The organism is Ruegeria atlantica, assembly GCF_001458195.1.
In the GTDB taxonomy this organism is placed as follows: Bacteria; Pseudomonadota; Alphaproteobacteria; order Rhodobacterales; family Rhodobacteraceae; genus Ruegeria; species Ruegeria atlantica.
On record NZ_CYPU01000071.1, the window covers coordinates 273,779 to 298,962 of the forward strand.

At 57.5% G+C, this 25,184-nt stretch carries 25 protein-coding genes; 9 read left to right on the forward strand and 16 right to left on the reverse strand.

Annotation, left to right across the window (positions count from 1 at the left end; all coding sequences use genetic code 11):
- Positions 1–8: 8 nt before the first annotated feature.
- Positions 9–506: a protein-export chaperone SecB gene (gene secB, locus RUA4292_RS20550; RefSeq protein WP_058275145.1), complete on the reverse strand. Its 498-nt coding sequence runs from the start codon at positions 504–506 to the stop codon at positions 9–11.
- A 54-nt stretch (positions 507–560) separates the two neighbouring features.
- Entirely contained in the window at positions 561–1,061 is a 501-nt protein-coding gene (locus RUA4292_RS20555) for an FxsA family protein (protein WP_058279272.1), read from the reverse strand.
- A 107-nt stretch (positions 1,062–1,168) separates the two neighbouring features.
- Between RUA4292_RS20555 and RUA4292_RS20560 the strand changes: the two genes are divergently transcribed.
- The 3 genes from RUA4292_RS20560 to RUA4292_RS20570 are packed head-to-tail and all read left to right on the forward strand — an operon-like array spanning position 1,169 to position 3,446.
- Positions 1,169–1,828, forward strand: coding sequence for a Tim44/TimA family putative adaptor protein (locus tag RUA4292_RS20560; protein WP_058279273.1), 660 nt, complete (start codon positions 1,169–1,171; stop codon positions 1,826–1,828).
- The gene (gene mltA, locus RUA4292_RS20565) at positions 1,825–2,859 is read left to right on the forward strand and encodes a murein transglycosylase A (protein WP_058279274.1); all 1,035 of its coding nucleotides are present in this window, start codon (positions 1,825–1,827) and stop codon (positions 2,857–2,859) included. The genes RUA4292_RS20560 and mltA overlap by 4 nt, the downstream gene beginning before the upstream one ends.
- On the forward strand, positions 2,859–3,446 hold the full coding sequence (locus RUA4292_RS20570) for a Smr/MutS family protein (protein ID WP_058279275.1): 588 nt from the start codon (positions 2,859–2,861) through the stop codon (positions 3,444–3,446). Before mltA ends, RUA4292_RS20570 begins: the two co-directional genes overlap by 1 nt.
- Here RUA4292_RS20570 and RUA4292_RS20575 read toward each other — a convergent pair.
- The 3 genes from RUA4292_RS20575 to hslU all read right to left on the reverse strand — a co-directional run bounded on the left by RUA4292_RS20575 (position 3,443) and on the right by hslU (position 7,166).
- Positions 3,443–4,663 carry an MFS transporter gene (locus RUA4292_RS20575; RefSeq protein ID WP_058279276.1) on the reverse strand — a complete coding sequence of 407 codons (1,221 nt, stop codon included), beginning with the start codon at positions 4,661–4,663 and terminating at the stop codon, positions 3,443–3,445. The two genes, RUA4292_RS20570 and RUA4292_RS20575, sit on opposite strands and share 4 nt — an antisense overlap.
- On the reverse strand, positions 4,660–5,760 hold the full coding sequence (locus tag RUA4292_RS20580) for an alpha/beta hydrolase (protein WP_058279277.1): 1,101 nt from the start codon (positions 5,758–5,760) through the stop codon (positions 4,660–4,662). Before RUA4292_RS20580 ends, RUA4292_RS20575 begins: the two co-directional genes overlap by 4 nt.
- Before the next feature lie 98 nt (positions 5,761–5,858).
- On the reverse strand, positions 5,859–7,166 hold the full coding sequence (gene hslU, locus RUA4292_RS20585; RefSeq protein WP_058279278.1) for an ATP-dependent protease ATPase subunit HslU: 1,308 nt from the start codon (positions 7,164–7,166) through the stop codon (positions 5,859–5,861).
- 197 nt (positions 7,167–7,363) lie between these two features.
- Here hslU and RUA4292_RS20590 point away from each other — a divergent pair, with 197 nt between their 5' ends.
- Together RUA4292_RS20590 and RUA4292_RS20595 are read left to right on the forward strand one after the other, a co-directional pair.
- Positions 7,364–7,765, forward strand: a complete 402-nt coding sequence (locus tag RUA4292_RS20590; protein ID WP_058279372.1) for a DM13 domain-containing protein — start codon at positions 7,364–7,366, stop codon at positions 7,763–7,765.
- A gap of 116 nt (positions 7,766–7,881) precedes the next feature.
- Positions 7,882–9,123, forward strand: a complete 1,242-nt coding sequence (locus RUA4292_RS20595; RefSeq protein WP_058279279.1) for an MFS transporter — start codon at positions 7,882–7,884, stop codon at positions 9,121–9,123.
- Here the strand turns inward: RUA4292_RS20595 and hslV are convergent.
- Complete coding sequence (hslV, locus tag RUA4292_RS20600) at positions 9,120–9,671, reverse strand: ATP-dependent protease subunit HslV (protein WP_058279280.1); 552 nt, start codon at positions 9,669–9,671, stop codon at positions 9,120–9,122. The genes RUA4292_RS20595 and hslV overlap by 4 nt on opposite strands.
- A gap of 197 nt (positions 9,672–9,868) precedes the next feature.
- On the opposite strand from hslV, the gene RUA4292_RS20605 reads away from it, so the two are divergent.
- A complete protein-coding gene (locus tag RUA4292_RS20605) occupies positions 9,869–10,063 on the forward strand; it encodes a DUF1127 domain-containing protein (RefSeq protein ID WP_058279281.1) in 195 nt (64 codons plus the stop codon).
- Positions 10,064–10,124: 61 nt separating this feature from the next.
- Here the strand turns inward: RUA4292_RS20605 and RUA4292_RS20610 are convergent, their stop codons facing one another.
- Positions 10,125–10,487, reverse strand: a complete 363-nt coding sequence (locus RUA4292_RS20610) for a Lin0512 family protein (protein ID WP_058279282.1) — start codon at positions 10,485–10,487, stop codon at positions 10,125–10,127.
- Positions 10,484–10,834: a Lin0512 family protein gene (locus RUA4292_RS20615; RefSeq protein WP_058275158.1), complete on the reverse strand. Its 351-nt coding sequence runs from the start codon at positions 10,832–10,834 to the stop codon at positions 10,484–10,486. The genes RUA4292_RS20610 and RUA4292_RS20615 overlap by 4 nt, the downstream gene beginning before the upstream one ends.
- Positions 10,835–11,059: 225 nt before the next feature.
- On the opposite strand from RUA4292_RS20615, the gene RUA4292_RS20620 reads away from it, so the two are divergent.
- Positions 11,060–11,824 carry an FkbM family methyltransferase gene (locus tag RUA4292_RS20620; RefSeq protein ID WP_058279283.1) on the forward strand — a complete coding sequence of 255 codons (765 nt, stop codon included), beginning with the start codon at positions 11,060–11,062 and terminating at the stop codon, positions 11,822–11,824.
- 56 nt (positions 11,825–11,880) lie between these two features.
- On the opposite strand, the gene trxA is transcribed toward RUA4292_RS20620, so the two are convergent.
- From trxA to regB, 8 genes are all read right to left on the reverse strand, one after another.
- Positions 11,881–12,201 (reverse strand): thioredoxin, encoded by a 321-nt coding sequence (trxA, locus tag RUA4292_RS20625; protein WP_058275159.1) that lies wholly within the window; start codon positions 12,199–12,201, stop codon positions 11,881–11,883.
- Positions 12,202–12,260: 59 nt separating this feature from the next.
- Positions 12,261–15,620 (reverse strand): double-strand break repair helicase AddA, encoded by a 3,360-nt coding sequence (gene addA / locus RUA4292_RS20630; RefSeq protein ID WP_058279284.1) that lies wholly within the window; start codon positions 15,618–15,620, stop codon positions 12,261–12,263.
- Positions 15,617–18,544: a double-strand break repair protein AddB gene (addB, locus tag RUA4292_RS20635; RefSeq protein WP_058279285.1), complete on the reverse strand. Its 2,928-nt coding sequence runs from the start codon at positions 18,542–18,544 to the stop codon at positions 15,617–15,619. The genes addA and addB overlap by 4 nt, the downstream gene beginning before the upstream one ends.
- A complete protein-coding gene (locus tag RUA4292_RS20640; RefSeq protein ID WP_058279286.1) occupies positions 18,537–19,223 on the reverse strand; it encodes a nucleotidyltransferase family protein in 687 nt (228 codons plus the stop codon). The genes addB and RUA4292_RS20640 overlap by 8 nt, the downstream gene beginning before the upstream one ends.
- 2 nt (positions 19,224–19,225) lie before the next feature.
- On the reverse strand, positions 19,226–20,224 hold the full coding sequence (locus tag RUA4292_RS20645) for an aminoglycoside phosphotransferase family protein (RefSeq protein WP_058279287.1): 999 nt from the start codon (positions 20,222–20,224) through the stop codon (positions 19,226–19,228).
- Entirely contained in the window at positions 20,221–20,694 is a 474-nt protein-coding gene (gene tsaE, locus RUA4292_RS20650; protein WP_058279288.1) for a tRNA (adenosine(37)-N6)-threonylcarbamoyltransferase complex ATPase subunit type 1 TsaE, read from the reverse strand. The genes RUA4292_RS20645 and tsaE overlap by 4 nt, the downstream gene beginning before the upstream one ends.
- A gap of 41 nt (positions 20,695–20,735) precedes the next feature.
- A complete protein-coding gene (locus RUA4292_RS20655) occupies positions 20,736–22,244 on the reverse strand; it encodes a PAS-domain containing protein (protein WP_058279289.1) in 1,509 nt (502 codons plus the stop codon).
- 85 nt (positions 22,245–22,329) lie between these two features.
- Positions 22,330–23,727, reverse strand: coding sequence for a sensor histidine kinase RegB (regB, locus tag RUA4292_RS20660; RefSeq protein ID WP_058279290.1), 1,398 nt, complete (start codon positions 23,725–23,727; stop codon positions 22,330–22,332).
- Between the two features lie 92 nt (positions 23,728–23,819).
- On the opposite strand from regB, the gene RUA4292_RS20665 reads away from it, so the two are divergent.
- Both RUA4292_RS20665 and RUA4292_RS20670 read left to right on the forward strand, forming a co-directional pair.
- Positions 23,820–24,440, forward strand: coding sequence for an SCO family protein (locus RUA4292_RS20665; protein WP_058279373.1), 621 nt, complete (start codon positions 23,820–23,822; stop codon positions 24,438–24,440).
- Between the two features lie 86 nt (positions 24,441–24,526).
- Positions 24,527–25,081, forward strand: coding sequence for an ActR/PrrA/RegA family redox response regulator transcription factor (locus RUA4292_RS20670; RefSeq protein WP_058275167.1), 555 nt, complete (start codon positions 24,527–24,529; stop codon positions 25,079–25,081).
- Positions 25,082–25,184: the final 103 nt, after the last annotated feature.

Sequence of the window (25,184 nt, forward strand, 5' to 3'; positions counted from 1 at the left end):
CGTACCGATTAGGCTTCGGTTTTTTCGGTTTCGGCCTGACGGCGCATCAGCTCGTTACGGTACAGCGCAACAAAGTCGATATTATCCAGGTTGACCGGCGGGAAACCACCGTCACGGGTGATGTCGCTGACAATGCGGCGCAGGAACGGGAACAGCATGCGCGGGCACTCGATCATCAGGAATGGGTGCAACTGGTCTTCTGCCACGCCTTCGATGTGGAACAGGCCGCAATAATCCAGCTCGCACAGGAACAGAACGTCTTCCATGCCCTTAGCTTTCGAGGTCAGGTTCAGTTTGACGGCGACTTCGTACTGATGCTCGGTCGGGCGCTTTTTGGCGTCCAGGTTCACCTGAACGGCAATCTCGGGCTGAACGTCACCAGACACGCCTTTTTGCGCCATCACGTTTTCAAAAGACATATCGCGAATGAACTGTCCCAGAACGCGCATCTGGATCTGAGGGGCGGTCTGTGCCGCGGTGTTTTCTGCAGGGCTTTCGTCAGCCATGGATCTACTCCGAAAATGAAATTTGCCACTGCTTAGCAAGTTGGGCGCGGCACCTCAATGCTGGGGTGGACCTTCGACCCATTTGGATGGCTTTGAGGGGTTCTGACGCGGGCGAACCTCAGTAAAATCTCCGTCGATCACGTCATCCTGATCAAACTGGGTGGGACCAGTGCGGAACTGCGCGCCGGTGCCCATCTGGAAATGCGTGATGGTCGCCTTGGATTTCAGGTATTTGAATACGGCCACTCGAATACCTGGAACAAGCAGTGCAAAGCCAACGGCATCGGTGAAAAATCCCGGCGTTAGCAGCAAAACACCAGACAGCAAGATCATCGCGCCATGGGCCAAAGGCTCGGTCGGGTCATCCAATTCAGCAAAGGACCGCTGCAAATTGGCCAGTGCCATGCGACCTTGTGTCCTGACCAAAACCGTGCCGATTACGGCTGTCAGAACGACTATCGCCAGCGTCGGCCACAGTCCGATCAGGCCGCCGACCTGAATGAACAGGGCGATCTCGATGATGGGCACCAACAAAAATGCCAAGAACAAGTACATCTGCGTTATCCTTTCCCTTAGGCCGGGCTGTGGACTTGCCACGATCTGTCACCTACATAGTGGCATGAGGTCGCGTATACAAAGTCGCGGTCTGAAAAGAGGATGAAATGAACGAACCGATGATCCAGTTGCTGGTCCTGGCCGGAATTGCCGTTTTCCTGATCCTGCGCCTGAAAAGCGTGCTGGGTACACGTGAGGGTTTTGAGAAACCCCCTGTTCAACAGCAACCCGAGGCGGACAAGTCGCGTCGCGGCTTCGAGGTGATCGAAGGCGGGCCGGATCATGACATCACAGACCATGTCGCCGAAGACAGCGAACAGGCGAAAACGCTTGCCGCGATGAAGCGGGTCGAGCCCGAATTCTCTGTTGGTGAATTCGTGCAAGGCGCCCGCGGAGCCTATGAGATGATCGTCATGGGGTTCGAAAAGGGCAATCTGGATGAAATCCAGCCCTTCCTGTCCGAAGAGGTGTTTGACACATTTGTTTCAGTCGTGGCGGCCCGTGAAGATCAGGGTCTGACGATCGAGGCCGAGTTTGTAGGCGTGCGCGAAACCGCGCTGGCGGATGCGACCTTCGACAAAGACACAAACCAGGCGGAAATCACCATGCGGTTTGTGGGTGAGCTGACCTCGGTCGTGCGTGATCGTGGCGGTGATGTCATCGAAGGCAACCCAAACACTATTAAACGCCAAAAGGACAGCTGGACCTTTGCCCGTGTCATGGGCGCTGATGATCCAAACTGGCTGCTTGTTGCCACGGACGCATGATTGGCGCGCTCCGGTCGCTATTTCTGGTGGCAGTTATGACCACTGCCGCCAGCGCTGAACCGACGCGATCAATTCTTTCTTTTGACGATCTGGATGGATGGGCTGCCGACGATCACGGGGCGGCCCTTTCGGTATTTCTGAACACTTGCGGTGATTTGAACGATCCGGATTGGCAGGCATTGTGCCGCGTCGCCCAAACCTACGACGCAGATGCGGCGCGCTCGTTTTTTGAGCTGTTCTTTCGTCCGGTTCTGGTCGAGGACGGAGAAGAGGCTCTGTTCACCGGCTACTTCGAACCTGAACTGGACGGGTCTAAAACCCGGACCGACCGGTTTAAATATCCGATTTACAAAATACCGCCAGAGGCGCGGGCCGAAGGGCTTTGGCTCAGCCGCCGTGAAATCCTGACGGGCGACGCGATGCAGGGCCGCGGCCTTGAGATCGCTTGGGTGGATGACCCGGTTGAGCTGTTCTTTCTGCAAATTCAGGGCTCGGGGCGTGTGCGCCTTCCAGACGGCAGTGCCCTGCGCGTCGGCTATGGCGGCGCAAACGGTCACCCCTATCGTTCCATCGGGACTGAGCTGATTCGTCAGGGGGCGCTGGGTGCGCATGAGGTTAGTGCTCAGATGATCCGCGCATGGGTCCGCAAAAATCCCGAAGCAGGGGCCGAGTTGCTGTTTCACAACCCCTCTTACGTGTTCTTCCGCGAGGTCTCGCGCGTTGCGCCCGAGCTTGGGCCGTTGGGTGCCATGAACCGGTCGGTCACCACGATGCGCAGTATTGCAGCTGATCCGGCTCATTCGCCGCTGGGTGCCCCTGTTTGGGTGGAAAAGGACGGCAAGACCCCGTTGCGAAGGTTGATGATTGCGCAGGACACCGGTGCAGCCATCAAAGGGGCGCAGCGCGCGGATATCTTCTTTGGCACAGGGGACGAGGCGGGAAAGGCCGCCGGGCGCCTCAGGGATCCGGGGCGGATGGTGTTGCTGCTGCCGATCCAGCGGGCCTATGCCCTGTTACCGGATGAATTCTGATGTCCCGACGCAAATTGACGGCAGACGAGGTCGAGCTGTGGCGCAAGGTCGCCAAACAGGCTGAGCGGCTGCATCCCGAAATTCCACAATCGGTCCACCCGGTCACGCTGCCCAAACCCAAGCCGAACAAACCGCCAAAACCCCGGTTTGAGGCATTCGAGGTCGGACAAAACGCGGCCGGTAAACCCGTGCGAAATGCGTTAAAGCCGTCGATCAGTGAAAATTTGCGTACCAGCCCGGTGCAAATGGACACCAAGGCATTTGGCCGTATGAAACGCGGCAAGATCAAGCCTGAAGGGAAACTGGACCTGCATGGCATGCGCATGGACACTGCGTATCCGGCGCTGACCCGGTTTATTCTGACGGCCCAGGCGTCCGGTAAGCGCCTTGTTCTGGTTGTTACTGGAAAGGGCAAGGACAGGGACGAACCTGGCCCAATCCCAACCCCGCGCGGCGTGTTGCGCAATCAGGTGCCGCAGTGGTTGGCCTTGCCGCCGCTTGCACAGGCGGTTCTGCAGGTGACCCCGGCCCATATCAGCCACGGTGGCGAAGGGGCCTATTACGTCTATCTGCGCCGGCCGCGTTAAAGCGTGCGCACAGCGCGCGTAATTCCGATTTTAGCCGACAGGCATACAAGAATGAAAACACCGCCGACCCACAGGAACTGTGTGCTCAGCGGTATACCGGCGTCGATCAATATCCCGGTAAGGCCGGGGCCGATTGCTGATCCTAAAACCATAACTGCTGTGGCCATCGCCTTGATCGCCCCAATGTGCCTGGTGCCGTAAAATTCAGCCCAAAAGGCGCTTGGTAGCGTGTTGTTTGCTCCAACCGTCAGGCCCAGAAAGATCATTGCGATCAAGGCGCCGCCGATCGAGTTTGTCATTCCTGCGATCACAAAACCAATTGCGATCGGGATTTGGTAAAAAGGCATCAATCTCGCGGTGCCCCATTTGTCCAGCGCCCAGCCGGCAGCAAACATCCCAATCAAGGATACGCCAGTGAAAACCGGAAACAGGGCGACCAGTTCGATATGCTGCCAGCCTTTGATTTGGGCCAGATGCACCTGATGGAAGAAAAACGCGGTGATAAAGGCCGATGGGGCCAGTATAGTCGGGGCCATGAACCAGAACAGAGGGTGAAACAGCGCGTCTTTCCGGGTCCAATGGCGGCCCTGCATCCCTGTCGCTGAATAGGCATCCGCCAGACTCTGCGGTGTGCGCTCCTGACGCAAAAGCCGTGTCAGAACGGGTATCCCCATCAGGACGAACACTGCGGACAACACCCACAGCCATCGCCAGTCCAGAAACGCCATCGCGGCCACGAAAGCCAGCGGCAGCAGTGCCTCACCAACCGCGTAGCCAACCGATGCAATCGACAGGGCTTTGCCACGTGTAACGATGAACCATCGCGCCATGGCGACCTGTGCCAGATGGACACTCATCCCCTGCCCGAACAGGCGCAACAAAAAGATCACCAGCGGCAACAGGACAAGCCAGCTGTTCACAGCCATGGCAACTGCCGCCACGGCCAGACCGGTCAGAACGGCGGGCCCCAATACGCGGACGCGGAAAACATCTGTCAGCCCGCCAGCCCAGATCATAACGATGGCCGAAACGGTGGTGCCCAAAGAGTAAAGACCGCCCCACGCGCCGTGCCCAAGGCCAAATTCCGCGCGAATGTTTCCGGCGAAGATCGAGATGAAGAAGGTCTGCCCAAAGCTGGACAGAAAGGTCAGCAAAATTCCCGCGCCCAACCAGGTGGCATTGTCCCGCAGATACTGACGCAGGTTGAACTGCGTCACGGAGAGCTGACCTGCGCCTGTCCTGTTTCGGTTAGAACAATTTCGGTCGCACCGTCTGGATTGCGTTGGCTGGGCGGAACCAGAATGTCGATGCCCGGTCGATCTTCGCGCCCAAATGTATTATTTACGCGTCGCAACGAACTGAGGATCGACAAGAGTGCCGGAGAGGTGGCGGCAACGAAATGCGAAGACTCGGCGTCTTTGTTGAACGCAGTTGTATCAATCACGTTTATCGGGAACTCTTCGAGTGTTTCCAGCGAACTGATCCGGCCCAATCTCTCGCCCTCATCCGTTCCGCGAAGGCGAGCGGAGATATTCAAAATTTTGTCTTTTTGCGAAACCATAACCAGGAAAGGATCTGGTGGGTTCTTAATACGCTTCATCTGCGACCGAAACACGTCGACATCCAGATCAGGGGAAATCAAGATGACCCCTTCGATGTTCCTGTTGGCCCAGCCCGGTTCTTGTAGTTCAGCCTGTCGCATCATCTCCATTGACAGGGCACCACCCATTGAATGCGCGACCAAAATAATGCGTTTGACACCCATTGATTTCAGGTCACGGATCGTCTGCTCCAACCCGTCTCGTGCGAACAACATACTGTCGAGATCGTAGGCATATCCATACCCTGTCGCGCGGCTAGGCCAGGAGTAAACCAGCGTGGAGCCGGGAAGACCAATGTCATGGGTCAGCTGGGCCGCGCGGAAAATCGTCTCGGTTTGGGTCGAGTTGTAGCCGTGTACAAAAATCGTAACATCGTCTTCGCCGCGCAAATGTTCGCGTAAACCCTTTGGCCCGCCCAGTTCGGTCACATTTGTAAGAACAAATTCTTTTTTCGGGTTCGGGTTCGCATAAGAGAATTTCAATGTTCCCGGTGTGTGTGATGGCGGGATCGACACGGTTGTTTCCAAAAACTTCAGAGCTTCCCCACGTTTGAATCCATAAGTTCCGTTTGCTTCACGCGCTCGCGTCGTGGCTGCGAATATCTTTTCAGGCGTTCCGACAGTTACGGCCGAGGGAACAATCTCGGTTACCGTCCGATCGACACAGGCACTTAGCGGCAAGGATGTAATCAGAATTATTAAATAGCGCAGCACTGGTCAGCCCTCTGGGTGAATTGCGACTACGCTATCTCATTCTGGCCCGGCGTCCAGCGGCGCAGGGCGGAATAAACGGCAAAAACCGGCTGGCGATGTTACAAAACGTAACGGCTGAGGTCAGTGGATTTGGTCAATTCGCCCAGATTGTCGTCCACGAATTGCGCATCAACCGTGATCGAAATTCCGGCCTGATCGGGCGCGGTAAAGGACAGCTCTTCGAACACGCGCTCCATCACCGTGTACAAACGACGCGCACCGATGTTTTCGACGCTTTGGTTCACATCAGCCGCGATACGCGCAAGGGCCGCGATTCCGTCATCGGTAAAGCTGATCGTGACTTCTTCGGTGTCCATCAAAGCGGTGTATTGACGGGTCAGGGCGTTGTCGGTTTCGGTCAGGATGCGCACGAAGTCTTCTTCGGTCAGCGCGCGCAATTCCACGCGGATCGGCAGACGGCCCTGCAGTTCCGGCAACAGGTCCGAAGGTTTGGCGATGTGGAAGGCACCCGACGCGATGAACAGGATATGGTCGGTTTTGACCGGGCCGTGCTTGGTGGATACCGTCGTGCCTTCGATCAAAGGCAGCAGGTCGCGCTGTACCCCTTCGCGACTGACATCGCCGCCCCGCGCGTCAGTGCGAGCACAAACCTTGTCGATCTCATCCAGGAACACGATGCCGTTCTGTTCAACGGATTCCAGCGCGATGCGGTTAACGATCTCATCATCCAGCAGCTTGTCGGCCTCTTCCCCGATCAGTGCTTCATAGCTTTCCGAGACGGTCATTTTGCGTTTCACGGTACGCCCGCCAAAGGCCTTGCCGAATATATCGCCCAGATTCATCATCCCCATCTGGCTACCGGGCTGGCCGGGAATATCGAACATTGGCATCGGGTTCGACGAGTCGGACAGCTCCAGCTCAATCTCGGTATCATCCAGCTCGCCCGCTTTCAGCTTTTTGCGGAACATCTCGCGCGTGCCTTCGCGGGCATCGGTGCCTGCAATGGCCTCGATCACGCGGTCTTCGGCGGCTTGATGCGCCTTGGCTTTGACATCCTCGCGCAAATATTCGCGGGTTTGCAGGATGGCGGCGTCCGCCAGATCGCGCACGATCTGTTCCACGTCACGACCGACATAACCCACTTCGGTAAACTTGGTGGCTTCGACCTTGATGAAGGGCGCGCGGGCCAGTTTGGCCAGGCGGCGGCTGATCTCGGTCTTGCCGACACCGGTGGGGCCGATCATCAGGATGTTTTTTGGATAAACCTCGTCCCGAATGTCGTCAGCCAACTGCTTGCGCCGCCAGCGGTTGCGCAGCGCCACGGCCACGGCCCGTTTGGCATCCTTCTGCCCGATGATGAAACGGTCCAGTTCCGAGACGATCTCGCGCGGGGTCAGGTCGGTCATGTGAGTTCTATCCAATTGTTTCGCACCGGAACCTAATCATAAGCCACAAAAACACAAGCTGATCACGAAAAACTCACGCCAACACACGGTCTGCACACGGAAAATCGTGGTGATGTGAATCGCCAGACAGAAAATAGCTGCGCATAGTCTGCGGCGACGGGCAAGTTCGCCTGCACTTTGAAATGGAGACCCACATCATGATGACTCGTCGTTCGCTCTTTTTGAATGCCGCTGCAACGGGCGCCGCTCTGACTCTGGCCAGTGCCAATGTCGCCGCCGCCGGCGGTGCCAAGAAAAAGGGCACATTCGAGGGCCGCTCGAAGCACATCACCACCGGTTCGGTCAAAGTGGTCAAGGACGGAGAGCGCTATATCGTTGAGCTGGGCGATGACTTTTCTCTGGATAACGGTCCCGACCCGCGCGTGGCCTTCGGCAAAGATGGCACCTATGACCCCAACTCGAAGCTGGGCGCGCTGCTGAACCTGAAGGGCAAGCAGTCTTACGCCGTACCGCCGACCATGGATATCTCGGGCTATAACGAAGTTTACATCTGGTGTGACGTCGCCGGCGTTCCGCTGGGCGTTGCAGCGCTTTCGTAACCCAACGACGAATTGCGCCCGGAGGCCGGTAAATTACCGGCCTCTGACAAGGCGTTAGGTGCCTTAGCGCCTGTCTGTTACACTCACCTCAAGGAACCAGTTCCAAGGTGTGTATCATGACGAAGATTGCCAAGATTACGTTATTGTTCGTGGTGTTCGTGGATCTGATCGGACAAGGGCTGGTCTTTCCCATCATCAACTCTTTGATCATGGAAACAAAATCCGGGTTCCTGCCGGAAAGCACTTCTATGGGTCAGCGCCATTTCTTCTATGGGCTGGTGATTGGGTGCTTCTTTCTGTCCTGGTTTCTGGGTGTGGTCTATGTCTCAAAGGTCTCCGACTCCATCGGGCGTAAGAATGCTTTGCTGGTGTGTTTAGGCGGCGCGCTGGCCGGTTATGCCATCACCATCACGGCACTTTACCTTAACAGTTTGCTTCTACTGATCGTTGGTCGGTCGATCACTGGCTTTACGGCGGGTAATCAGCCTATTGCACAAGCGGCGATGATCGACGGCAGTACCGATGCCGCTGACCGTGACCGCAATATGGGGTATATCATCACCGGCGTCAGCTTTGGTCTGGTCGGCGGCCCGATTATCGGAGCTGTTCTGTCCGACGCGGCGATACTGGGCAGCTATGCCACGCTCAAGATGCCGTTCTACGGCGCGTTTGTTCTGGTGATGATCGCCATCTTCCTGGTGAGCTTTTTCTTCAAGGACACCCGCACCGAGCGCGCGGCATTTGTCTTTCGCCCGCGCGATATCACCGACAGTCTGATCGCGGTACGTGAACACCCGTTGGTTCTGAAAATCCTGCCCGTCTATGCGCTGTTCATGATTGCCAATGTCACGTTCTACGTATTCGTCGATAATTTCCTGACCAGTGCATGGGGCTACGGCGTGATCGGTGGCAGTATGGCAATGGTGGTCATCGGCTTTGCTTTGGCGTTTTCCAGCACATTCCTTGTCAAACCAGCGCAAGAGAGGTTCAGCAAGCATTCCATCATCCATACCTCATTGGTGGTGATGGTGATCTGCGGCTTTGGCTTCGCCTTCAGCCCCAGCGGCGTACTGAGCTATGTTCCGGTCTTCTTCTTCTATTTCTTCTTTGGCGTCGCCTACCCGACCCTGCTGGGTCTGTTTTCGTCCAGCGTTGGCGAAGCGGATCAAGGTTGGGTCATGGGCGTTACGACGGCGGTCTTCTGCCTTGCCGGTGGTGTCATGTCCCTGGTCGGCGGCGGATTGATGAGCATCGACATCCGCCTGCCCTATTACATCGTCATCGCAACCGCCCTGCTTGGGCTGGTCGGCATGTACCGACGCTGGAAGGGGAAAGAAATCTCGGCGCTGTTGGTCTAGATCGTCTCAACCGTCAGATTACCATTGGTATAGACGCAGATGTCGGCGGCAATCGCCATGGCTTCGCGCGCGACTTCTTCGGCGGGCTTATCGCTGCCCATCATTGCCCGCGCAGCGGCCAGGGCAAAGTTTCCACCTGATCCGATGGCGGCCACGTTGTGTTCGGGTTCCAGCACATCCCCCGCCCCGGTGATAACCAACAGGTCTTTGCCGTCGGTGACGATCAGCATTGCCTCAAGTTTTTGCAGGTACTTGTCGGTGCGCCAGTCCTTGGCCAGTTCAACGGACGCACGAGCGAGTTGGCCGGGTGTCGCTTCCAGTTTCGCCTCAAGCCGTTCCAGCAGAGTAAAAGCGTCAGCGGTCGAACCGGCAAATCCGGCGACAACTTCGAATCCGCCCGGTGACAGGCGGCGTACTTTACGCGCGGTCCCCTTGATCACGGTCTGGCCCAGGCTGACCTGTCCGTCCCCGGCAATAACGACTTGCCCGTCTTTTTTGACACCAATGATCGTGGTCCCGTGCCATCCGGGAAAATCGCTGTCCGCCATGAAAGCCTCCGTGTTCTCAGTCGCTATATATGGGCCGGGCGCGGGATCGGCGCAACCCGTTGCACAACTGCCCAAAAGATATGCACAAAACGCAAACCGGGGCTACCAGACCAGCAATTGTGATTCCTCGCGCTTGGGACTACATGAGGCTCACAACCGACAACGGGTCGGCTGTTTCAGATATAAGGACTGGGAACATGGCAACAACTGCAAACATCCATGCCCCACTCGGAGCAGCTACCATCCTGCACGTAGTGGAAGCATTCATCAATGTCTTCGAATCCGCTGTTGAGTGGAACGAAAGCCGCAAGACACGCAAGATCCTGTCGGGTCTGACCAACGCACAGTTGGAAGACATCGGTCTGGCGCGCGCGGAGATCGCAAAAATCTGATCCCGCAATCAGAACCAGTTTTTGAAGCAGCCGCCCGGGTATCCGAGCGGCTTTTTCGTTGTCAGCTTTGCACGTATTTACCAGCCTGATCCGGCAAAAACGCCTCGATCGCGGCAGTGGCGATGACATGGCGCGTGCCAGCGGCGTCATCCACAACATCCAACCCACCCTTGACGGCCCGCACTTCGGCGCGGCCCCTTGGCAGATCGGCGGCGATCTTGTCACAGTCAACTTCATCAGGTTGTTGAACGGCGATGGTCACCTGAACCCGCATCTCCGTGTGATCGATTCCAAACTTAGAAAACAGCGTGATCGACGAATGATGCAGCGCGTCCTGCACGGCGCGACAGGCGGCTTTGGTGTAATCCTGACCGTACAGATCGTTGCCGGTGCCCATTTCCAGAATAATACGCTTCTCGGTCATTGGGCGGGCTCCATATCGAATGAGACGATGACCGCCGCGTTGGCGATCACAGTGCGGCCATCGATGTGGGGCTTATCGATATCCAGACCACCCTGCGTTACTGTGATGTTAGGCTGGCCGTACGGAAAGATCGCCTTCAGCATATCGGTATCGACCTTGTCGGGCTGCTGCACACCCACCTCGGCGTCGATGATCATCGCCTCTTTCGGAAACCCGAACAGCTCGGCCATGTTCACCGAGTTATGCCACAGCGCATCCTTGATCGCCCGCAGGGCGGCCTCAGTGTAATCCTCGCGCCGCAGGGATGTGCCCATCCCGAATTCCACCAGAACCCGTGTTTTTGCCATTGATGCCCCATCTAATTTGGAGAGCTTGCACTTGCACGCCTAAGAAACCCGATATCCAGTTTGCGTTCAATTCAAATAGTTGACCTGAATATGACCATGGCATCACTTAGATACTTACGTATGTGGATCATCCGAACTGTGTCAAAAGCCAAACAAAGCTAGTATTTTACATTTTTGCGTGACAAGACAAAGTAACCTAAAGAATTCGGCTTCAGCGGAGTTCCAATGCCCGAACTTGATATGACAAATGCGGCCCGTCGGGCATTTTTTGCCGACGTGGTCAGACCTTATGATTTGGGTCACAAACTTATTCGTGTCGGGGATTTCGGGGATGGCGGCTATCTGCTGCCCAATGATCTGGAAGATATCGTCGCCTGTTTTTCACCGGGCGTTTCGCAGCAATCCAGTTTTGAGATGGACTTAGCGAAGCATGGGATTCCATCCTTTATGGCCGATGGTTCGGTCGACGAGCCGATGCTGAACATTCCAGATTCGGTCTTCATCAAAAAGCACCTCGCAGCCAGAACAGGACCGGAAGTCATCTCGCTTGAGGATTGGATAAAACAATTTGCCCCACCCGAAGGCGATATGATCCTGCAGATGGATATCGAAGGGGCGGAATACCCGGTTCTTTCGACCCTGTCCTCAGAGTTTCTAAGCCGGTTCAGGATTATCGTGCTCGAGCTTCACCGCATACCTTCCATCCTAATGAAACCCGGAGCTTTTAAACGGGCATACACAGCTCTGTACGCTTTGAAAGAAGGTTTTGTGTGCGCGCATATCCACCCCAACAACGCGTCAGGGACAGTGGAAGTCGAAGGCGAGACATTTCCTCGTGTGATCGAGGCGACCTTTGTGCGGCAAGATCGTGTGAAACAAAGTGTTCCTGCAACCGAGTTCCCTCATGCTTTGGACCGCCGTCATCGACCAAAAGGACCAGCGTTGAATTTGCCAAAGGAATGGGTCGGGCCCGCAGCCGGGGCAGATTGATCAAAGAAAAACGGACGTCGCTATGCGGCGCCCGCCGATCAGAATAAGTTTTTAGATCAGATGGATTCGTCGATCCAGCTTTGCAGAGCGGCTTTGGGGGCCGCACCGGCGCGGTTTGACACAACCTGACCGTCCTTGAAGATGAACAGAGCAGGAATGCCACGCACACCCATGGCGGCAGCGGCGTTCGGGTTACTGTCCACGTCTACCTTGGCAATTTTGATTTTGCCGCCGTATTCGTTGGCCAGCTCTTCCAGAGCGGGGCCGATTTGTTTACAGGGGCCACACCATTCGGCCCAGAAATCCACCACAACGGGGACATCAGAGTTTTTGACTTCGGCGTCAAAGGTATCGTCGGTAACGGCAACGGTCGACATATTCTGTCTCCTGAATGGGGTATCTCGGGAACAGAACGTAGGGGCCGGGCAATCCAAGGTCAAGATATCTGGGTGCGCGACAGGGCTCGCGTCACAAGATCGTGTGGCAGCCACATCAAATCTGCTGTCCTGGTCCATAGGATCGCAGTGCGGATTTCGTGGTCCGGATAGACCTGCGACAAGGCGTTGGCATACGCTCCCATCTGTCGCAAAAGCCCCTCAGGGCATGTCTCTACACTGTTGGGAGCCGTTGCATTTGTTTTGAAATCAATGACCTGAACCTCGGTATCGGTGACGATCAATCGGTCGATCACCCCGTGCATGCGGCGTCCGTTAAGGTCGGCTGTCACGGGCACCTCAGCCAAGGCGTCGGCGGCAAAGACAGGCCGGAGATGCGCCGCAGTCAAAACGTCGCATGCCTCGTCCAGCAGCTCTTGCCGTTCCGCGTCCAGCATATCGGGCAGAACCCGTGCGCAAAGCTGTGGCCAGTCTTCCCGCGCAATCGAGGGCAAGTGTTCCAGCAGCAGGTGCAATCGTGTGCCGCGCAGCTTTGCCGCCTCTTCGTCCTGACCTGCATCGCCGGGCAAAGCCTTGCCACCCCCCAGGTCGGAAGGGCTGAGTGTCTCGGGATCTGGTTCCGGTGGTGTGGCGGGAGACAGGAACGGGGCTGGCAGGTCTGTCACGGCAATTGAGGTCTCTGCGGATTCAATAATCGACGATGCGTTCCAATCACCATGTGACAATCGCAGCGTTTCTGAACCGGGCAGCGCCACCGCCCCTGCCCGTTCCATCACGGTTTGAACCATCTGATACCAGCTGGTCCCATCCTTACCGACATCGCCGGCAGCCGCCACGATTAACCACTTTTCAGCTCGTGTTAGAGCCACATAAAGCAACCGAAGCCGCTCATTTTCTTCCCGCGCTCGGGCTTCGTCGCGCGCACGCGCAATCAACGCCGGGGACGCGTCAGCCGGAACTTTCCAAAGCGGTGTGCCTTCGGCCACCATTATCTCGGCATCGCGCGGAGCTTGCCGTTTGCCCGTATCCGGCAGGATCACAATCGGAGCCTCCAACCCCTTGGAACCATGCACCGTCATCACCCTGATCATGTTTCCGACGCCGCTCATCTGCCGTTTGATTTCCAGATCATCGGTCTGCATCCACACCAGAAATCCAGTCAGGCTTGGGATATCCGTGCGCTCGTACGCCAATGCCTGCGACAACAGCGCGTTGATCCCGTCTTCCGCCTCGGCTCCCAGCCTGCCCAGCAGTTTACGACGGCCATTATGGCGGGTCAGGATGCGTTCTATCAGGTCGTAGGGGCGCAGAAAGTCGATCTGCCCGCGCAGGTCGTTCAGAACGGCCAGTGTTTCAGGGTATTCTTCGGCGCGTTGACGCAGAGCCGCCCAAAGGAACTGTTCTTTGCGCCGATGTGCCAGGTCGAACAATTGTTTTTCGCCCCACCCGAACAGCGGCGATTTCAGAACTGTGGCAAGCGACAGGCTATCCTCGGGCGTGGCCAGAAAGCTTAACAGCGCGGCCAGGTCTTTAACCGCCAATTCCGCGCCGACCTTAAGCCGGTCTGCCCCGGCGATCGGCAGTTCAGCGGCTTTGCAGGCGCGGATGATCTCGGCAAACAGGTCCGAGCGGCGCTGAACGAGGATCAGAAAATCCCCCGGTTGAACCTTCCGCCGCACAAATGTGCCGGGCGTTTCGCCATCCTCAGGGATCGTCTCACCCTGTTCGATCATTGCCTTGATCGACTGCGCCACCTTCTCGGCCAGAATGACGGTATGATGCCGTGCGCCGGGCCGATCTACCGGATCGGTCCATTCGGTATCGTCATCGTCTTCGACCTTTTCGACCACGGGCCACAGATCCACCTGGCCGGGCAGATCCGCCTTGAACGCACGGTGTTGGCTTTCCTTATGAAATCCGGCTTCCACTCGGTTTTCGAACAGGATGTCGACCAAGGACAAGATCGCGCTGGAGGATCGGAATGAGTATTCTAACGTGGAATCCCACAATTTAGAGCCTGATTCAGTGAGCTTCCGCCCAAACTCAGCCTGCATCAGATCGAATGCCTGCGGATCGGCGCCTTGGAAGGAATAGATCGACTGCTTTTTGTCACCGACCACGAAAATCGTGCGTTCAACCCCGGATCGGGCCCCTTCCCCGCTGGTAAATTCCTGCGCTAGTTTTTCGACCACATCCCACTGATCGGGACTAGTATCCTGCGCTTCGTCCACCAGTATGTGGTCGATGCCGCCATCCAATCGGTACAACACCCATTCGGCAACCGCCGGATCATTTAGCACCTGCCGCGCGCGTAGGATCAGGTCGTCAAAGTCCAACCAGCCGCGTAGTTGCTTGCGCCGCTCATACTCCGGCAAAAACGCCGCAGCGAAGCGGTGCAGCACCATTGTCTTGCGCGCGGCAACCAGGGCCAGCCGATGTTCGCGCGCGGCCTCGACCCGCAGCATCAACGCTTCGAGTTGGGGCATCTGGCCCACCAGCACGTCTTCTCGCAGAGCTTTGGTGGGGAAACTGTTGATTTTGGCCGTAAAGGGTTCTTTGGCGGATTTTCCGGTCAGAAATACACTTTCCAGAATTGGCAGGCTGCTGACGCGAGCCTCGGTAAACGCTGACAGCTTGTCGGCCGCCTTGGCATTATTGCCGCCGCTTTCAGAAAGCGCCGGCAGGATCGACCGGATCAATTCTACTTCGCCGCCCAGAAACACACGTGCTATCAAAGCGTTTTCATCGAACCCATAGGGTAGCTCAAACCGCTGTAGCACATCGGCCCATTCCAGCGGCTGCGCAAACAGGTTGCGTTTCTGGGTGATGGCCGCGGTTAGTTTGTCGAACCCTGTATCGGTGACAAATCGGGCGACGTCTTCGATCAAAGTGGCTTGGGGACCTGCGGCGAAATCTTCGACAATCTCTTCACGCAATAGGGCCGCCGCGCGGTCCTCCATCTCTGAAAATTGCGGGCTGACCCCGGCTTCAAGCGGGAAACGTCGCAGCAGTGAAGCGCAGAACGAGTGGATCGTCTGGATTTTCAGGCCACCGGGTGTTTCGATGGCGCGTGCAAACAACGTTCTGGCCTGTGCCAGCCGTTCGGGGTCGATAACACCCGGAACACCCAAATCGGTCAGTTGGGAAAGAAGGCCGACATCATCCTTCATTGCCCATTGTCCGAGGCGATCAAACAACCGGTTTTGCATCTCGCTGGCGGCGGCCTTGGTGTATGTCAGACAAAGGATATGCTGTGGCTGCACGCCGCCCAACAACAGACGCGCCACCCGATCAGTCAGAACCCGCGTTTTTCCAGAGCCTGCATTGGCCGCCAACCAGGTCGAGGCGTCGGGCCGCGCGGCCTGTACCTGCCGCTCGGTTGCGTCGTTGCGAGCGCTCATGTCAGGTCCTCAGGCGTTGTGTCATCAGTGCGGTCCCATTCCCCGAACCGGGCCAGTTGATCGTAGTCACCCACATCCGAATCCTTGTGCAACATTCGACGGGATGAAAACCCTTGATCAGGCTCTAAATACGCAGAAACCAACTCTTTTAGCTCGGCCAGAACCTTGTCCGGCGGCTCTTTCGCCAGAGGTGCGGGTACTTCTTTGTAAGTGCCCCCCATACCAATGAAAATCGCCTCGGCCACGGGTGAAGGGTCGAAACCGTCGATACCGCCCTCTTCGGCCATCGCGGCTTCGATTAGCAACTGTTTGTCGAACTTGGATTGCTGGCTTTCCGTTGGGGGCGCCCCTGTCTTGTAGTCAACTATCCGTAATGCACCGCGCTTGTTGCGATCTATCCTGTCGGCGCGCCCCACGATGGTGAAATCCAGAGGCGTTAGCAAAAGTTTCACCGCCGCCTCGAAGGCGACTGGTCCCCCGTCCCCTCGCCGCGCGATTTCAGCGGCCAGAAAATCATCCGCGATGCGTTCCAACCGCGCCAGCCACAGCTTACGCGCTGTGGGCCACGCAACATGTTGATCCAACAAGGTTTCCGCGCGTTTTAAAAAGTTTTCGCGGGTCAACAAGGCGGTGTCCAGAACACTGTCTTTGACGAAATGTTCCAGAATTTCGTGGATCACGATCCCGCGCAACAAGGCATCCGGCGCTTGCACCAAAGGGTCCAGCGGTTTCAGGCGCAGCACATGTTTGGCGTAAATCGCATAAGGATCGCGGATCAGACGTTTGATTTCCGTCACGCTCAGCCGATTTGGGCGCGATGCCACTGGCGGCCGCGGAGATGGGCGCGTTGCCGGTTCGATATGCGGCGCGATTTCAAGCTGTTCCGCCCATTGCAGCCATTGCCGGCCTTTGTTGCGCATTTCTGACAGAGCCTCACGCCCGCCCTGCCCTGGCAAGCCGTGCAGCAGGTTCGTCAGGCGGTTCAGCCAGCGTGATGGAACGGTTTCTGCGTCATCGGACCGCTTGGCACGGGTCAGCCAGACCTCGGGCGCGCCGATGGCTTGTTGAAAGTCATGTGCCGACAGGCCGATCCGCCGTTCGGGCAGCAAAAGTCCGGCCTTGTCGCGCATCTGGCGGTTCAGCCAGGGGTCTGGCGCGGCGGCCTCGGGCCAACTGCCTTCATTTAGGCCGCCCAAGATAAGCAAATCTGCGCCTTGCACGCGCGCCTCGAGCGTGCCCCAGATCATGATGTGTGGATGCGGGGCGTCGCGATCCCGGACCTCTTCGCCCGCGAGCAAAGCACCCAACAGGTCGGCGAAATCATGGGCGGTCATCGGGCCGCCGTGTTGCGCCTCTTTTTCCAGTGCGCTCAGGACGCCTTGCGCCTTTTGGCCTGCGTTCTTGTCCCAGAGCGTGCCTGTTTCCCCTGACGCGCCCGCCGAAATCGCCTCGGCCAAGATGCGCAGCCTGGCAACCCAATCCGTCAATGGGAGTTGGCCCGCGATCTGTTGATCGCAGAAATGGGAGTTTAGCCAACGCACCCAGTCCTCGGGCGCTTCTTTGCGGATTGCAAAAGCGGTCAGGCTGGCGCTGTCCGGGAAAGGCGGGCCATGTCGGCGCAAATCTAGTTCAAGGTCCCGCGTGTGCAACAAATGCGCGCCACGCTCGTCACCATCATGACACAGCGGGTGTTTCAGAAGGGTCAGCAATGCCTCGCCATCCAGACGCCGTGCGAAAAGCCCCGCCACGTGACGCAGAAACCGGCCGGGCGGCGATAGTTGCAGCGGTAGACCAGCGCTGTCATCGGGAAGGATGTTCCAGCGATCTAAAGCAGCGCTGACTTGGCGGGTCAGCATCCTGTCAGGTGTGATTAGCGCGGCAGTTTGGCCGGTTTCGGCTGCCTGGCGCAGGCGCAGCGCGATGGCCAGCGCCTCGGACCGGGGCGATTGCGCCTCGACCAGTGTCACGTCCTTTGTGGCGCCATCCAGATTGGTCAGTTGCGGGCCTTCGGACATCCAGGCATCCGTGATCGGCGCTGGGCGTAAAGCCAGCGAAACCAAACGGTTGCGAGCAGGCGAGGGTGATTGCTCACCCGTCCAAGGCATGATCTGATCTGGCTCCAAGTCAAGCTGTGACATCAGCTTGCGGAACCGGTACTGCGGGTGATCTTCCGATGTCAGCGCATCGTCCAACCCGCGCCAAACGCGGTCGGGCTGATCGAAATCGTAACCCGGCAGGATCAATGCGCCTTGCGGCAGGCGCGCGACCGCTTCCATCAGCATTAGGGTGGTTCCGCGTGATCCGGTCGATCCGGCAAGGATAACCGGATGCTGCGGCGGAGCGACTTGCCAGCGTTCAATCAGGTTTTCCACCACAAGCCGCTGCCGGGCCTGAACATCCAGCGCGTCATAGCCCGAGTCGATGAAGTGATCAGCAATCCCAATGAACGCCTGCGCGCGAGCCCAATGTCCGGACATATCACTGACGTCCAATTGCCGGATCGCGTCGGGCGAAACACCTTCGCCCTGCATCTCATCAATCAGCGCAGCTAGGCTGTCGGACAAGTCAAAAAGTGAAGACCGTGCAGCCAGGTCAGGCTGTTGTTCCAACAGCTTAGCGATCAACTGCGTCAACTCCAACCTGCGCCGCAGCGGTGGAATTGCTGGAGGTATCTGCGCAAGATCGACGCTTTCGCCCAAATCAGTGACCAGTGTCAGGCGCGGCAACAGGCAAGCCGGGCCATGATCAAACAGGTCGCGGACCCGGCGGGCCATACGCCTTGTATTGACCACCAGTTGAACGCGCGCCAGCATCTCGGGCGGATGCGCTGTACTGCGATCTTGCAGCCCCTGAACCAGCATTTTCGGGAAGTCCGAACCGGGCGGAACGGCAAAAACGCGCGGAGCTGGGCTGGGTTCAAACATCGGCAATCAGCCCCTCGGCGAGAGTAATCCCTTCGGGGTGGCCGACATCGCACCAGCGGCCGGGATAGGTGAGCGCAAACAGACGATCCTGCCGCTGCAACCGGTCCCATAGCACGTTTAGTGAGAACGCTTTCTCAGGGATATCCTTCAACCCTTCGGATTTCATGATCTGCGCGCCGCCATAGATCAATCTATCGCCACGCACGATCCGTCCGTTCTCATCTGCTGTGAAATCGCCTTTGCCCGTGTGCCCGACGGTCTGATCCACCGGTACACACATCAACAGCGCGTCCATGTGATCGGGATTCCACGCCTCGCGGAGCATCGTCAAAGGGTTCGGTCCTGACCAGATCGCGTCTGGGTTCAGGGTGTAAACCGGGTGCGATCCAAGCAGGGGCAAAGCGGCGCGTATTCCGCCGCCAGTCTCAAGAATTTCCGGCTTTTCATGGGAAAGCAGAACACCTTTTGGGCCCAGGTGTGCCTCAAGCTGATCTGGGAGGTAGTGCAGGTTGGCCACGATACGCTTGGGTTGCAGGTCATTCACCAGATCCAACGCGTGATCAATCAGGGGCCGGCCGGCGACCTCAATGAGCGGTTTGGGTCGGTTTTGGGTCAACGCGCCCATACGGGTGCCAAACCCGGCTGCAAACAGCATGACGGCTTCGGGGTCTTGGATCATTTCTATCGAAGCCTGTCCAGATTTTCAGGGGTGGGTGCGGGCAAGGCCTCGCGCAGCAGATCGGCTATGGTTACCAGCGCGGGATGTTCCAGGTCTCGCATCAGATTAGCCCAAGTCGCCGGAATCAAATCGACATAGCTGGGCTTGCCATATTCAGTTGCCAGCCGGGCAAAGACGCCCAGAATACGCAGGTTTCGCTGAGCACCCAACACGGCGTAGGCAGTGCGGAAGTCATGATCATTCACGCCGGTCGCGGTGATGTATCGGTTCACCATCCGCATTTCGGTTCCAGGTGACACATCGCGACGCACGTCTTGTAACAACGATACCAGATCATAGGCCGGGTGGCCCAGCATGGCGGTTTGAAAGTCCAACAGACCAGCGCGCTGAACCCCGTCGCGATCCGGCAACCAGATCAAGTTTTCGGCGTGGTAATCGCGCAGCACAACAACTTTGGACCCCGAAGTTTCCCGGTGCAGAATGTCCGAGAACCGGTTTTCGAAACGGTTACGCGCATCGGCGTCGTGCGTGCCCTGCACGGCCTGCGCGTATTTGGTAAAGGACAACGCGGCCAGTTCGGTCATCAAACTCGGATCATAGGATCGCAGAGACAGGCTTGGCGCCTTGTGTAGGTCAATCAGAACATCCGTTGCGACCTCATAAAGCGCACGCTCCATGCTGGGGGTCTGCGCAAGCACGCGCGCGAAGAGGTCGTCGCCGAGATCTTCGAGCAGCAGAAAGCCGTAATGCGTGTCCTCGGCATAAATCTCGGGCGCGCTCAGACCAAGGGACCGCAGGTATTCGGCCATGCGGGCAAAATCTTCGACATTTTCCGCCTTGCCCGGGGGTGAATCCATTAACACCGCCGTCTTGCCGGTTTCCGGATCGGTCAGCCGCTCGTACCGACGGTTCGAGGCATCCCCAGCCAGCGGCGCGTGCTTTGCATTTGACCATTTGGTCTGCGCGATCAACGCTTCGGCCAATACCGCGCGGTTTGTCATGCGGGAATCCTTAGTTTCACGGGCCATTTCGGATCTGACCAGCGAAGGGTCAGATGGCGTGCCTCTGTTATGTTAGGGTCTGTTTCGAAAGATATTCTCGCTGCAGACTCCGGCATCAGCGGGCCCAATTTATCCGGCCATTCAATCAGACAGATTGCGGTTTCGAAAGCCTCAGTCACGCCCAGTTCTTCGACCTCCTCAGCCGCGCTCAGGCGGTACAGGTCACAGTGCCAGATTTCCCCGGCTAGCGTGTCATAAGCCTGAACCAACGTGAAAGTCGGCGAAGGCACACCTTCGGGCTCGACCATCAGCGATTGGATCAGGCTGCGGGCAAAATGGGTCTTTCCGCTGCCGATCTCGCCCTCAAGCAGCAAGATGTCTCCAGATCTCAATTCTGCACCGAGGCGGGCAGCGAATTCTGCTGTTTCCTCGGGCGAATGCAAAGTGATCGTGCAGGGCGAATTGGTCATGGCGCCACAATGGCCTTGCGCCCGGTTGGCTGCAACCCGGTTCAGGCGCTGATTTGCTGCGCCTCTTGCCGCATCAGCGCATCCCGATCCGCCGAGAAACGAACAATGGTGGCCCCGTTCTGCATTGGGCTGACCGTGCACAACACCTGGATACCGTTTCGCAGATAGATCACGCCTGACCATTCCGCGCGATTTTCCCGCGCCTCTACAAAATCGCGAATTTCGTCAAGGATTGGTGTCGCGGTGCAATGTTCCTGCCAGCTTTTGGTCACCTCAAGAACGGAGTCCGCGTCAAAGCCTGCGTCGCCCGTATCACCCCAAAGCTGTTGGTAGGCGAAATTTGTAAAAGCCAGTGTACCATCGTCACTGAAGACGGCGATGGCATCGGCCAGTTTGTCCAGAATGGATTGCATCAGATCCATTTCTGACCGGAACCGGCGGGTCAGAGTGATCTCGGCAGTGATGTCCTCGAACAGAAAGGCAACCGCTCCGTCCGGGTGCGGGCGTCCACTGACCGAGTAAACCGAGCCCGAGGGCAGGGACCAAGTCTCTTGATAGTTCCCGTCTTCTGCCGCTTCGAGAAGGTCATTCATCTGACTGCGCCAGCTTCTATAATTCTTGGGTTCCGGCATCATATGCTGATCCCGCAGGCGATCGAAAAAGCTGGACAGGCTGGGGCGGCAGCTTAGGAAATCCGGGGGCAGGGTGGTCAGGTCGATCAGGGCTGGGTTGAACAACGCCAGCTGGCGGTTGCGGTCAAAAATAGCCAGCCCGATGGGCAATTGCGCGAAGGTCTTGGTCATGGTCTGAACGAATTTGCGCTGCGCCACCTCCGCCTCGACGATTGCTTTGATGTCCACGGCATAAGACAAGTGCCCTTCGGGGTGATCTACCAACGTCAGATCGAACCACAGCTTGTTTTCACTGAACTCGGAGGAAATTGAGACCCGCGCCTTTGCACTTAGACGTTGGTCGGCATCGGGGACCGGAAACAATGGTGCGGTCAGGTCCGTGTCCTGATCCCGTACTTTGCGCACCAGCGAAACATAAGCAGCATTGCACCAGCGCACATCGCCCTGATGATCCAACAGCCAGACAGGGTAGGGCGCTTTTTCCATGGCAAGGCGGTTTGGATCATTTGATGCGATTTGAGTTATCGAGGGGCAATCGGTACGGTCGCGCAGCTGAACGCGTACAATTCCGTCTATCCATTCGCACAGAACATCGCGTTCAACCGTGCAATCGATGGCCGGGATGACCAGGTTGCCTTCACGCCGGACCTGATCAGGTGTTTCGGGGAATGTTGGAAAATCCCTGTGCAGCAGCCGGCACAGATCGGCCCAATCACGGACCTGCTCGAACCCTTCCAACGCGATGTCCGAGTGACTGATAAGCCGGTCGCCATCAAACAGGAATGCCGCATCAAACAAGGAGGCAGGTGAGGACAGCCCAAAGTTGTCCCCCCGTTCCCGCCTGCGCGGCAACAGCCACTGAACGGCAAGACTTGCTGAAACAAGGCCGATGATGGCCAGAATGATCCAGTCGACCATGCGCCCTCCGGTGCGCGAAACCAAGAAGCGGTACTATGCGCCTTAATGGTTAACGGGGTCTTAACTAATGTTCGCCAGTGTCAGGTCAGGTTTGGAACCGTTGGTTTACACCTGAAGGCACAGGCGTATCGCCGGTTTGCGCATCCACAAGGTTACGCGGCCAGCTCACCTTGACGATCGCGCCCCGACGTTCGGGGTAATCCGACAGGGTTTGGTAAGGGTCCGATCCGTTGGCGAAATCCAGCTCTGCTCCGCTGCGTTCAAGCAGCGTTTTGGCAATGAAAAGACCCAGACCCATGCCTTCATATTCCGGACGGGTCCTTTTATCGGTCTCACTGCGGCGGCGGCGCATGAAGGGATCGCCGATACGGCCGATCATCTGCGACGGATATCCACGACCGTCATCCATGATGCTGACCGTGATCTGTTTGGTGGACCATTCCGCCTCGACCCAGACATTTCCGCGCGAAAAATCCACCGCGTTCTGGATCAGGTTGCGCAGGCCGTGAATGATCTCGGGCTTGCGCAGGATCGAGGGCTGCTGCACATCTCCATCCTCGGCCGGGCCTTCGAAGAAATGAACGGTCTTGCCTCGGTTGATATGCGGCTCGGCGGCTTCATGCACCACCGTCGAAAGCGGGGCTTGACGCAGATGCAGGTCGTCTTTGCCCGCCCGGCCCATGTCTCGCAGGATATCGCGGCAACGGTTAGCCTGTTCGCGAATCAGGGCGGCGTCCTCGATAAGGTCGGGCCGGTCATCCAATTCCTCAATCAACTCGGAGCTCGCCAGTTTGATCGTTGCCAGCGGAGTGCCCAACTCATGCGCGGCGGCGGCGACCACGCCGCCTAGATCGGTCAGCTTCTGTTCGCGTGCAAGCGCCATATGGGTGGCGGCCAGCGCTTCGGACATAGATTGTACCTCTGAGCTGACGCGATGCGAATACGCGCCCAGAAAGACAATTGCGATGACGATTGCGGCCCAGTTTCCGAACAGTAGAATATCTGGGATGTCCAGTTCCGCCCCAAGTGCGGTGCGCAAAGGCAGGTGGAATTCAGCCAGAAGCGTTGTCAGGGCAATGGCAACGCCGCCGATTATCAGGGTTGACCGGGTGCTCATGACGCTCGCGGAAATCGTGACAGGCCCCACCAGCAACAGCGCAAACGGGTTGTTCAGCCCGCCTGTAAGGTACAGCAAAATGGTCAGCTGCAGCAGGTCGAACAGCACCATCAGGAAGTTCTCGAACTCGGACAGGCGCTTGTTGCGGGGAAACAGCAGAATTGCAGTCAGATTCCCCATAACCGAGACGCCAATCGCCAGATAGCAAAGCGTTGCATCCAACTGGATGTCATAGGTCTGCTGCGCGACGGTGATCGCCGTGATCTGGCCGAAGATAGCCACCCAGCGCAACAGGATCAGGGTGCGCAGCCGAATCCAGCTGCTGCGTTCCTGACCGCGCCATAATGTGATGTTGGAATGTGCCATCGGTCGATTATGTCCTGTTGCATCGGCTGAACTTCTTGATAGGTGTCCCGGCCGAAACGATCAACAACCCCTCTTATGTCAGGATTGATGTCATGGTCCGTCTTTATGCCATCCTCGCAACCGTTGTTCTTGCCGTGGGCCTGGGGGCCATGTGGCTGCTGACGCGCAGTGCCGGATCAGATGACAAGTTCGCACAATGCCGGACCAGTCAGATTGCTGGCGGGACGGCGGCCATCGGCGGGCCTTTTGAACTGCTCAACGGTAAGGGCGAAACAGTCACCGACACCGATGTGATCACCGAGCCGACGCTGGTCTATTTCGGCTATACCTTCTGCCCCGACGTCTGCCCGTTCGATATGTCCCGCAATGCCGAAGCCGTGGACATTCTGGCCGAGCGTGGCCAATCCGTGACGCCTTTATTTATCTCAATCGACCCGGATCGCGACACGATCGAAGTGGTGGCGGACTATGCTTTTAACTTGGGTGGCAAAACCATCGCGCTGACCGGCACGCCTGAGCAGGTCAAGGCCGCCAGCAAGGCCTACAAAACCTACTACAAGGCCCATGACAAAAGCGATGAGTACTATCTTGTCGACCACTCGACCTTTACTTATCTTGTCACACCCGAGGATGGGTTCATCGAATTCTTCAACCGCGATGACACCGCCGAGCAGATGGCCGACAAGGTTGGGTGTTTCCTCGACAAAATCTAGAAAACGACGGGTTGTTTGACCTTTGGGATGGCGCTGCTATTACTCATGGTTAAGCCAAAGGCGTGAATTAGCGGAAAGAACAGAATATGGCGGACAGCTCTGACCTCGACATCGGCCCCGATAAAACGCTGCTTTTGGTGGACGATGACGAACCGTTTCTGAGACGTCTGGCAAAAGCGATGGAGAAACGCGGGTTCGAGGTTGAAACCGCAGGTTCCGTCGCCGCAGGCCGCGCCATTTCCACCGCCCGCCCGCCCGCCTATGCGGTCGTTGACCTGCGACTCGAAGATGGCAACGGTCTGGATGTCGTTGAAGTGCTGCGCGAAAAACGTCCTGACAGCCGGGTTGTAGTTCTAACCGGTTACGGGGCCATCGCCACTGCCGTCGCAGCGGTCAAAATCGGAGCAACCGACTATCTGTCCAAACCCGCCGACGCCACCGATATCACCAACGCGCTGCTGGCCAAGGGCGATGAACTGCCCCCACCACCAGAAAACCCCATGAGTGCGGACCGCGTCCGTTGGGAGCATATCCAGCGGGTCTATGAGCTGTGCGACCGGAACGTTTCCGAGACCGCACGGCGCCTGAACATGCACCGTCGGACATTGCAGCGGATATTGGCGAAGCGCAGTCCGCGTTGAATCTCTTCTGGTCGGACCAAGGCGGATCTTTGCTTCGCTCTGGACGTGGAGACAGAAACAAGCGCACTATTTCGGGGGTATCGGCAAGGGTTGCTGATGCCCT

Bases quoted from the DNA above. Each gene is read 5' to 3' on its own strand.
- RUA4292_RS20615 (WP_058275158.1), bottom strand. From the start codon at position 10,834: ATGGCAAAAACACGGGTTCTGGTGGAATTCGGGATGGGCACATCCCTG.
- RUA4292_RS20560 (WP_058279273.1), top strand. From the start codon at position 1,169: ATGAACGAACCGATGATCCAGTTGCTGGTCCTGGCCGGAATTGCCGTT.
- mltA (WP_058279274.1), top strand. From the start codon at position 1,825: ATGATTGGCGCGCTCCGGTCGCTATTTCTGGTGGCAGTTATGACCACT.
- RUA4292_RS20610 (WP_058279282.1), bottom strand. From the start codon at position 10,487: ATGACCGAGAAGCGTATTATTCTGGAAATGGGCACCGGCAACGATCTG.
- trxA (WP_058275159.1), bottom strand. From the start codon at position 12,201: ATGTCGACCGTTGCCGTTACCGACGATACCTTTGACGCCGAAGTCAAA.
- RUA4292_RS20555 (WP_058279272.1), bottom strand. From the start codon at position 1,061: ATGTACTTGTTCTTGGCATTTTTGTTGGTGCCCATCATCGAGATCGCC.
- RUA4292_RS20605 (WP_058279281.1), top strand. From the start codon at position 9,869: ATGGCAACAACTGCAAACATCCATGCCCCACTCGGAGCAGCTACCATC.
- tsaE (WP_058279288.1), bottom strand. From the start codon at position 20,694: ATGACCAATTCGCCCTGCACGATCACTTTGCATTCGCCCGAGGAAACA.
- RUA4292_RS20590 (WP_058279372.1), top strand. From the start codon at position 7,364: ATGATGACTCGTCGTTCGCTCTTTTTGAATGCCGCTGCAACGGGCGCC.
- addB (WP_058279285.1), bottom strand. From the start codon at position 18,544: ATGTTTGAACCCAGCCCAGCTCCGCGCGTTTTTGCCGTTCCGCCCGGT.
- RUA4292_RS20645 (WP_058279287.1), bottom strand. From the start codon at position 20,224: ATGACAAACCGCGCGGTATTGGCCGAAGCGTTGATCGCGCAGACCAAA.
- RUA4292_RS20665 (WP_058279373.1), top strand. From the start codon at position 23,820: ATGGTCCGTCTTTATGCCATCCTCGCAACCGTTGTTCTTGCCGTGGGC.
- RUA4292_RS20670 (WP_058275167.1), top strand. From the start codon at position 24,527: ATGGCGGACAGCTCTGACCTCGACATCGGCCCCGATAAAACGCTGCTT.
- RUA4292_RS20655 (WP_058279289.1), bottom strand. From the start codon at position 22,244: ATGGTCGACTGGATCATTCTGGCCATCATCGGCCTTGTTTCAGCAAGT.
- RUA4292_RS20570 (WP_058279275.1), top strand. From the start codon at position 2,859: ATGTCCCGACGCAAATTGACGGCAGACGAGGTCGAGCTGTGGCGCAAG.
- hslV (WP_058279280.1), bottom strand. From the start codon at position 9,671: ATGGCGGACAGCGATTTTCCCGGATGGCACGGGACCACGATCATTGGT.
- hslU (WP_058279278.1), bottom strand. From the start codon at position 7,166: ATGACCGACCTGACCCCGCGCGAGATCGTCTCGGAACTGGACCGTTTC.
- RUA4292_RS20620 (WP_058279283.1), top strand. From the start codon at position 11,060: ATGCCCGAACTTGATATGACAAATGCGGCCCGTCGGGCATTTTTTGCC.
- RUA4292_RS20595 (WP_058279279.1), top strand. From the start codon at position 7,882: ATGACGAAGATTGCCAAGATTACGTTATTGTTCGTGGTGTTCGTGGAT.
- regB (WP_058279290.1), bottom strand. From the start codon at position 23,727: ATGGCACATTCCAACATCACATTATGGCGCGGTCAGGAACGCAGCAGC.
- RUA4292_RS20640 (WP_058279286.1), bottom strand. From the start codon at position 19,223: ATGATCCAAGACCCCGAAGCCGTCATGCTGTTTGCAGCCGGGTTTGGC.
- addA (WP_058279284.1), bottom strand. From the start codon at position 15,620: ATGAGCGCTCGCAACGACGCAACCGAGCGGCAGGTACAGGCCGCGCGG.
- secB (WP_058275145.1), bottom strand. From the start codon at position 506: ATGGCTGACGAAAGCCCTGCAGAAAACACCGCGGCACAGACCGCCCCT.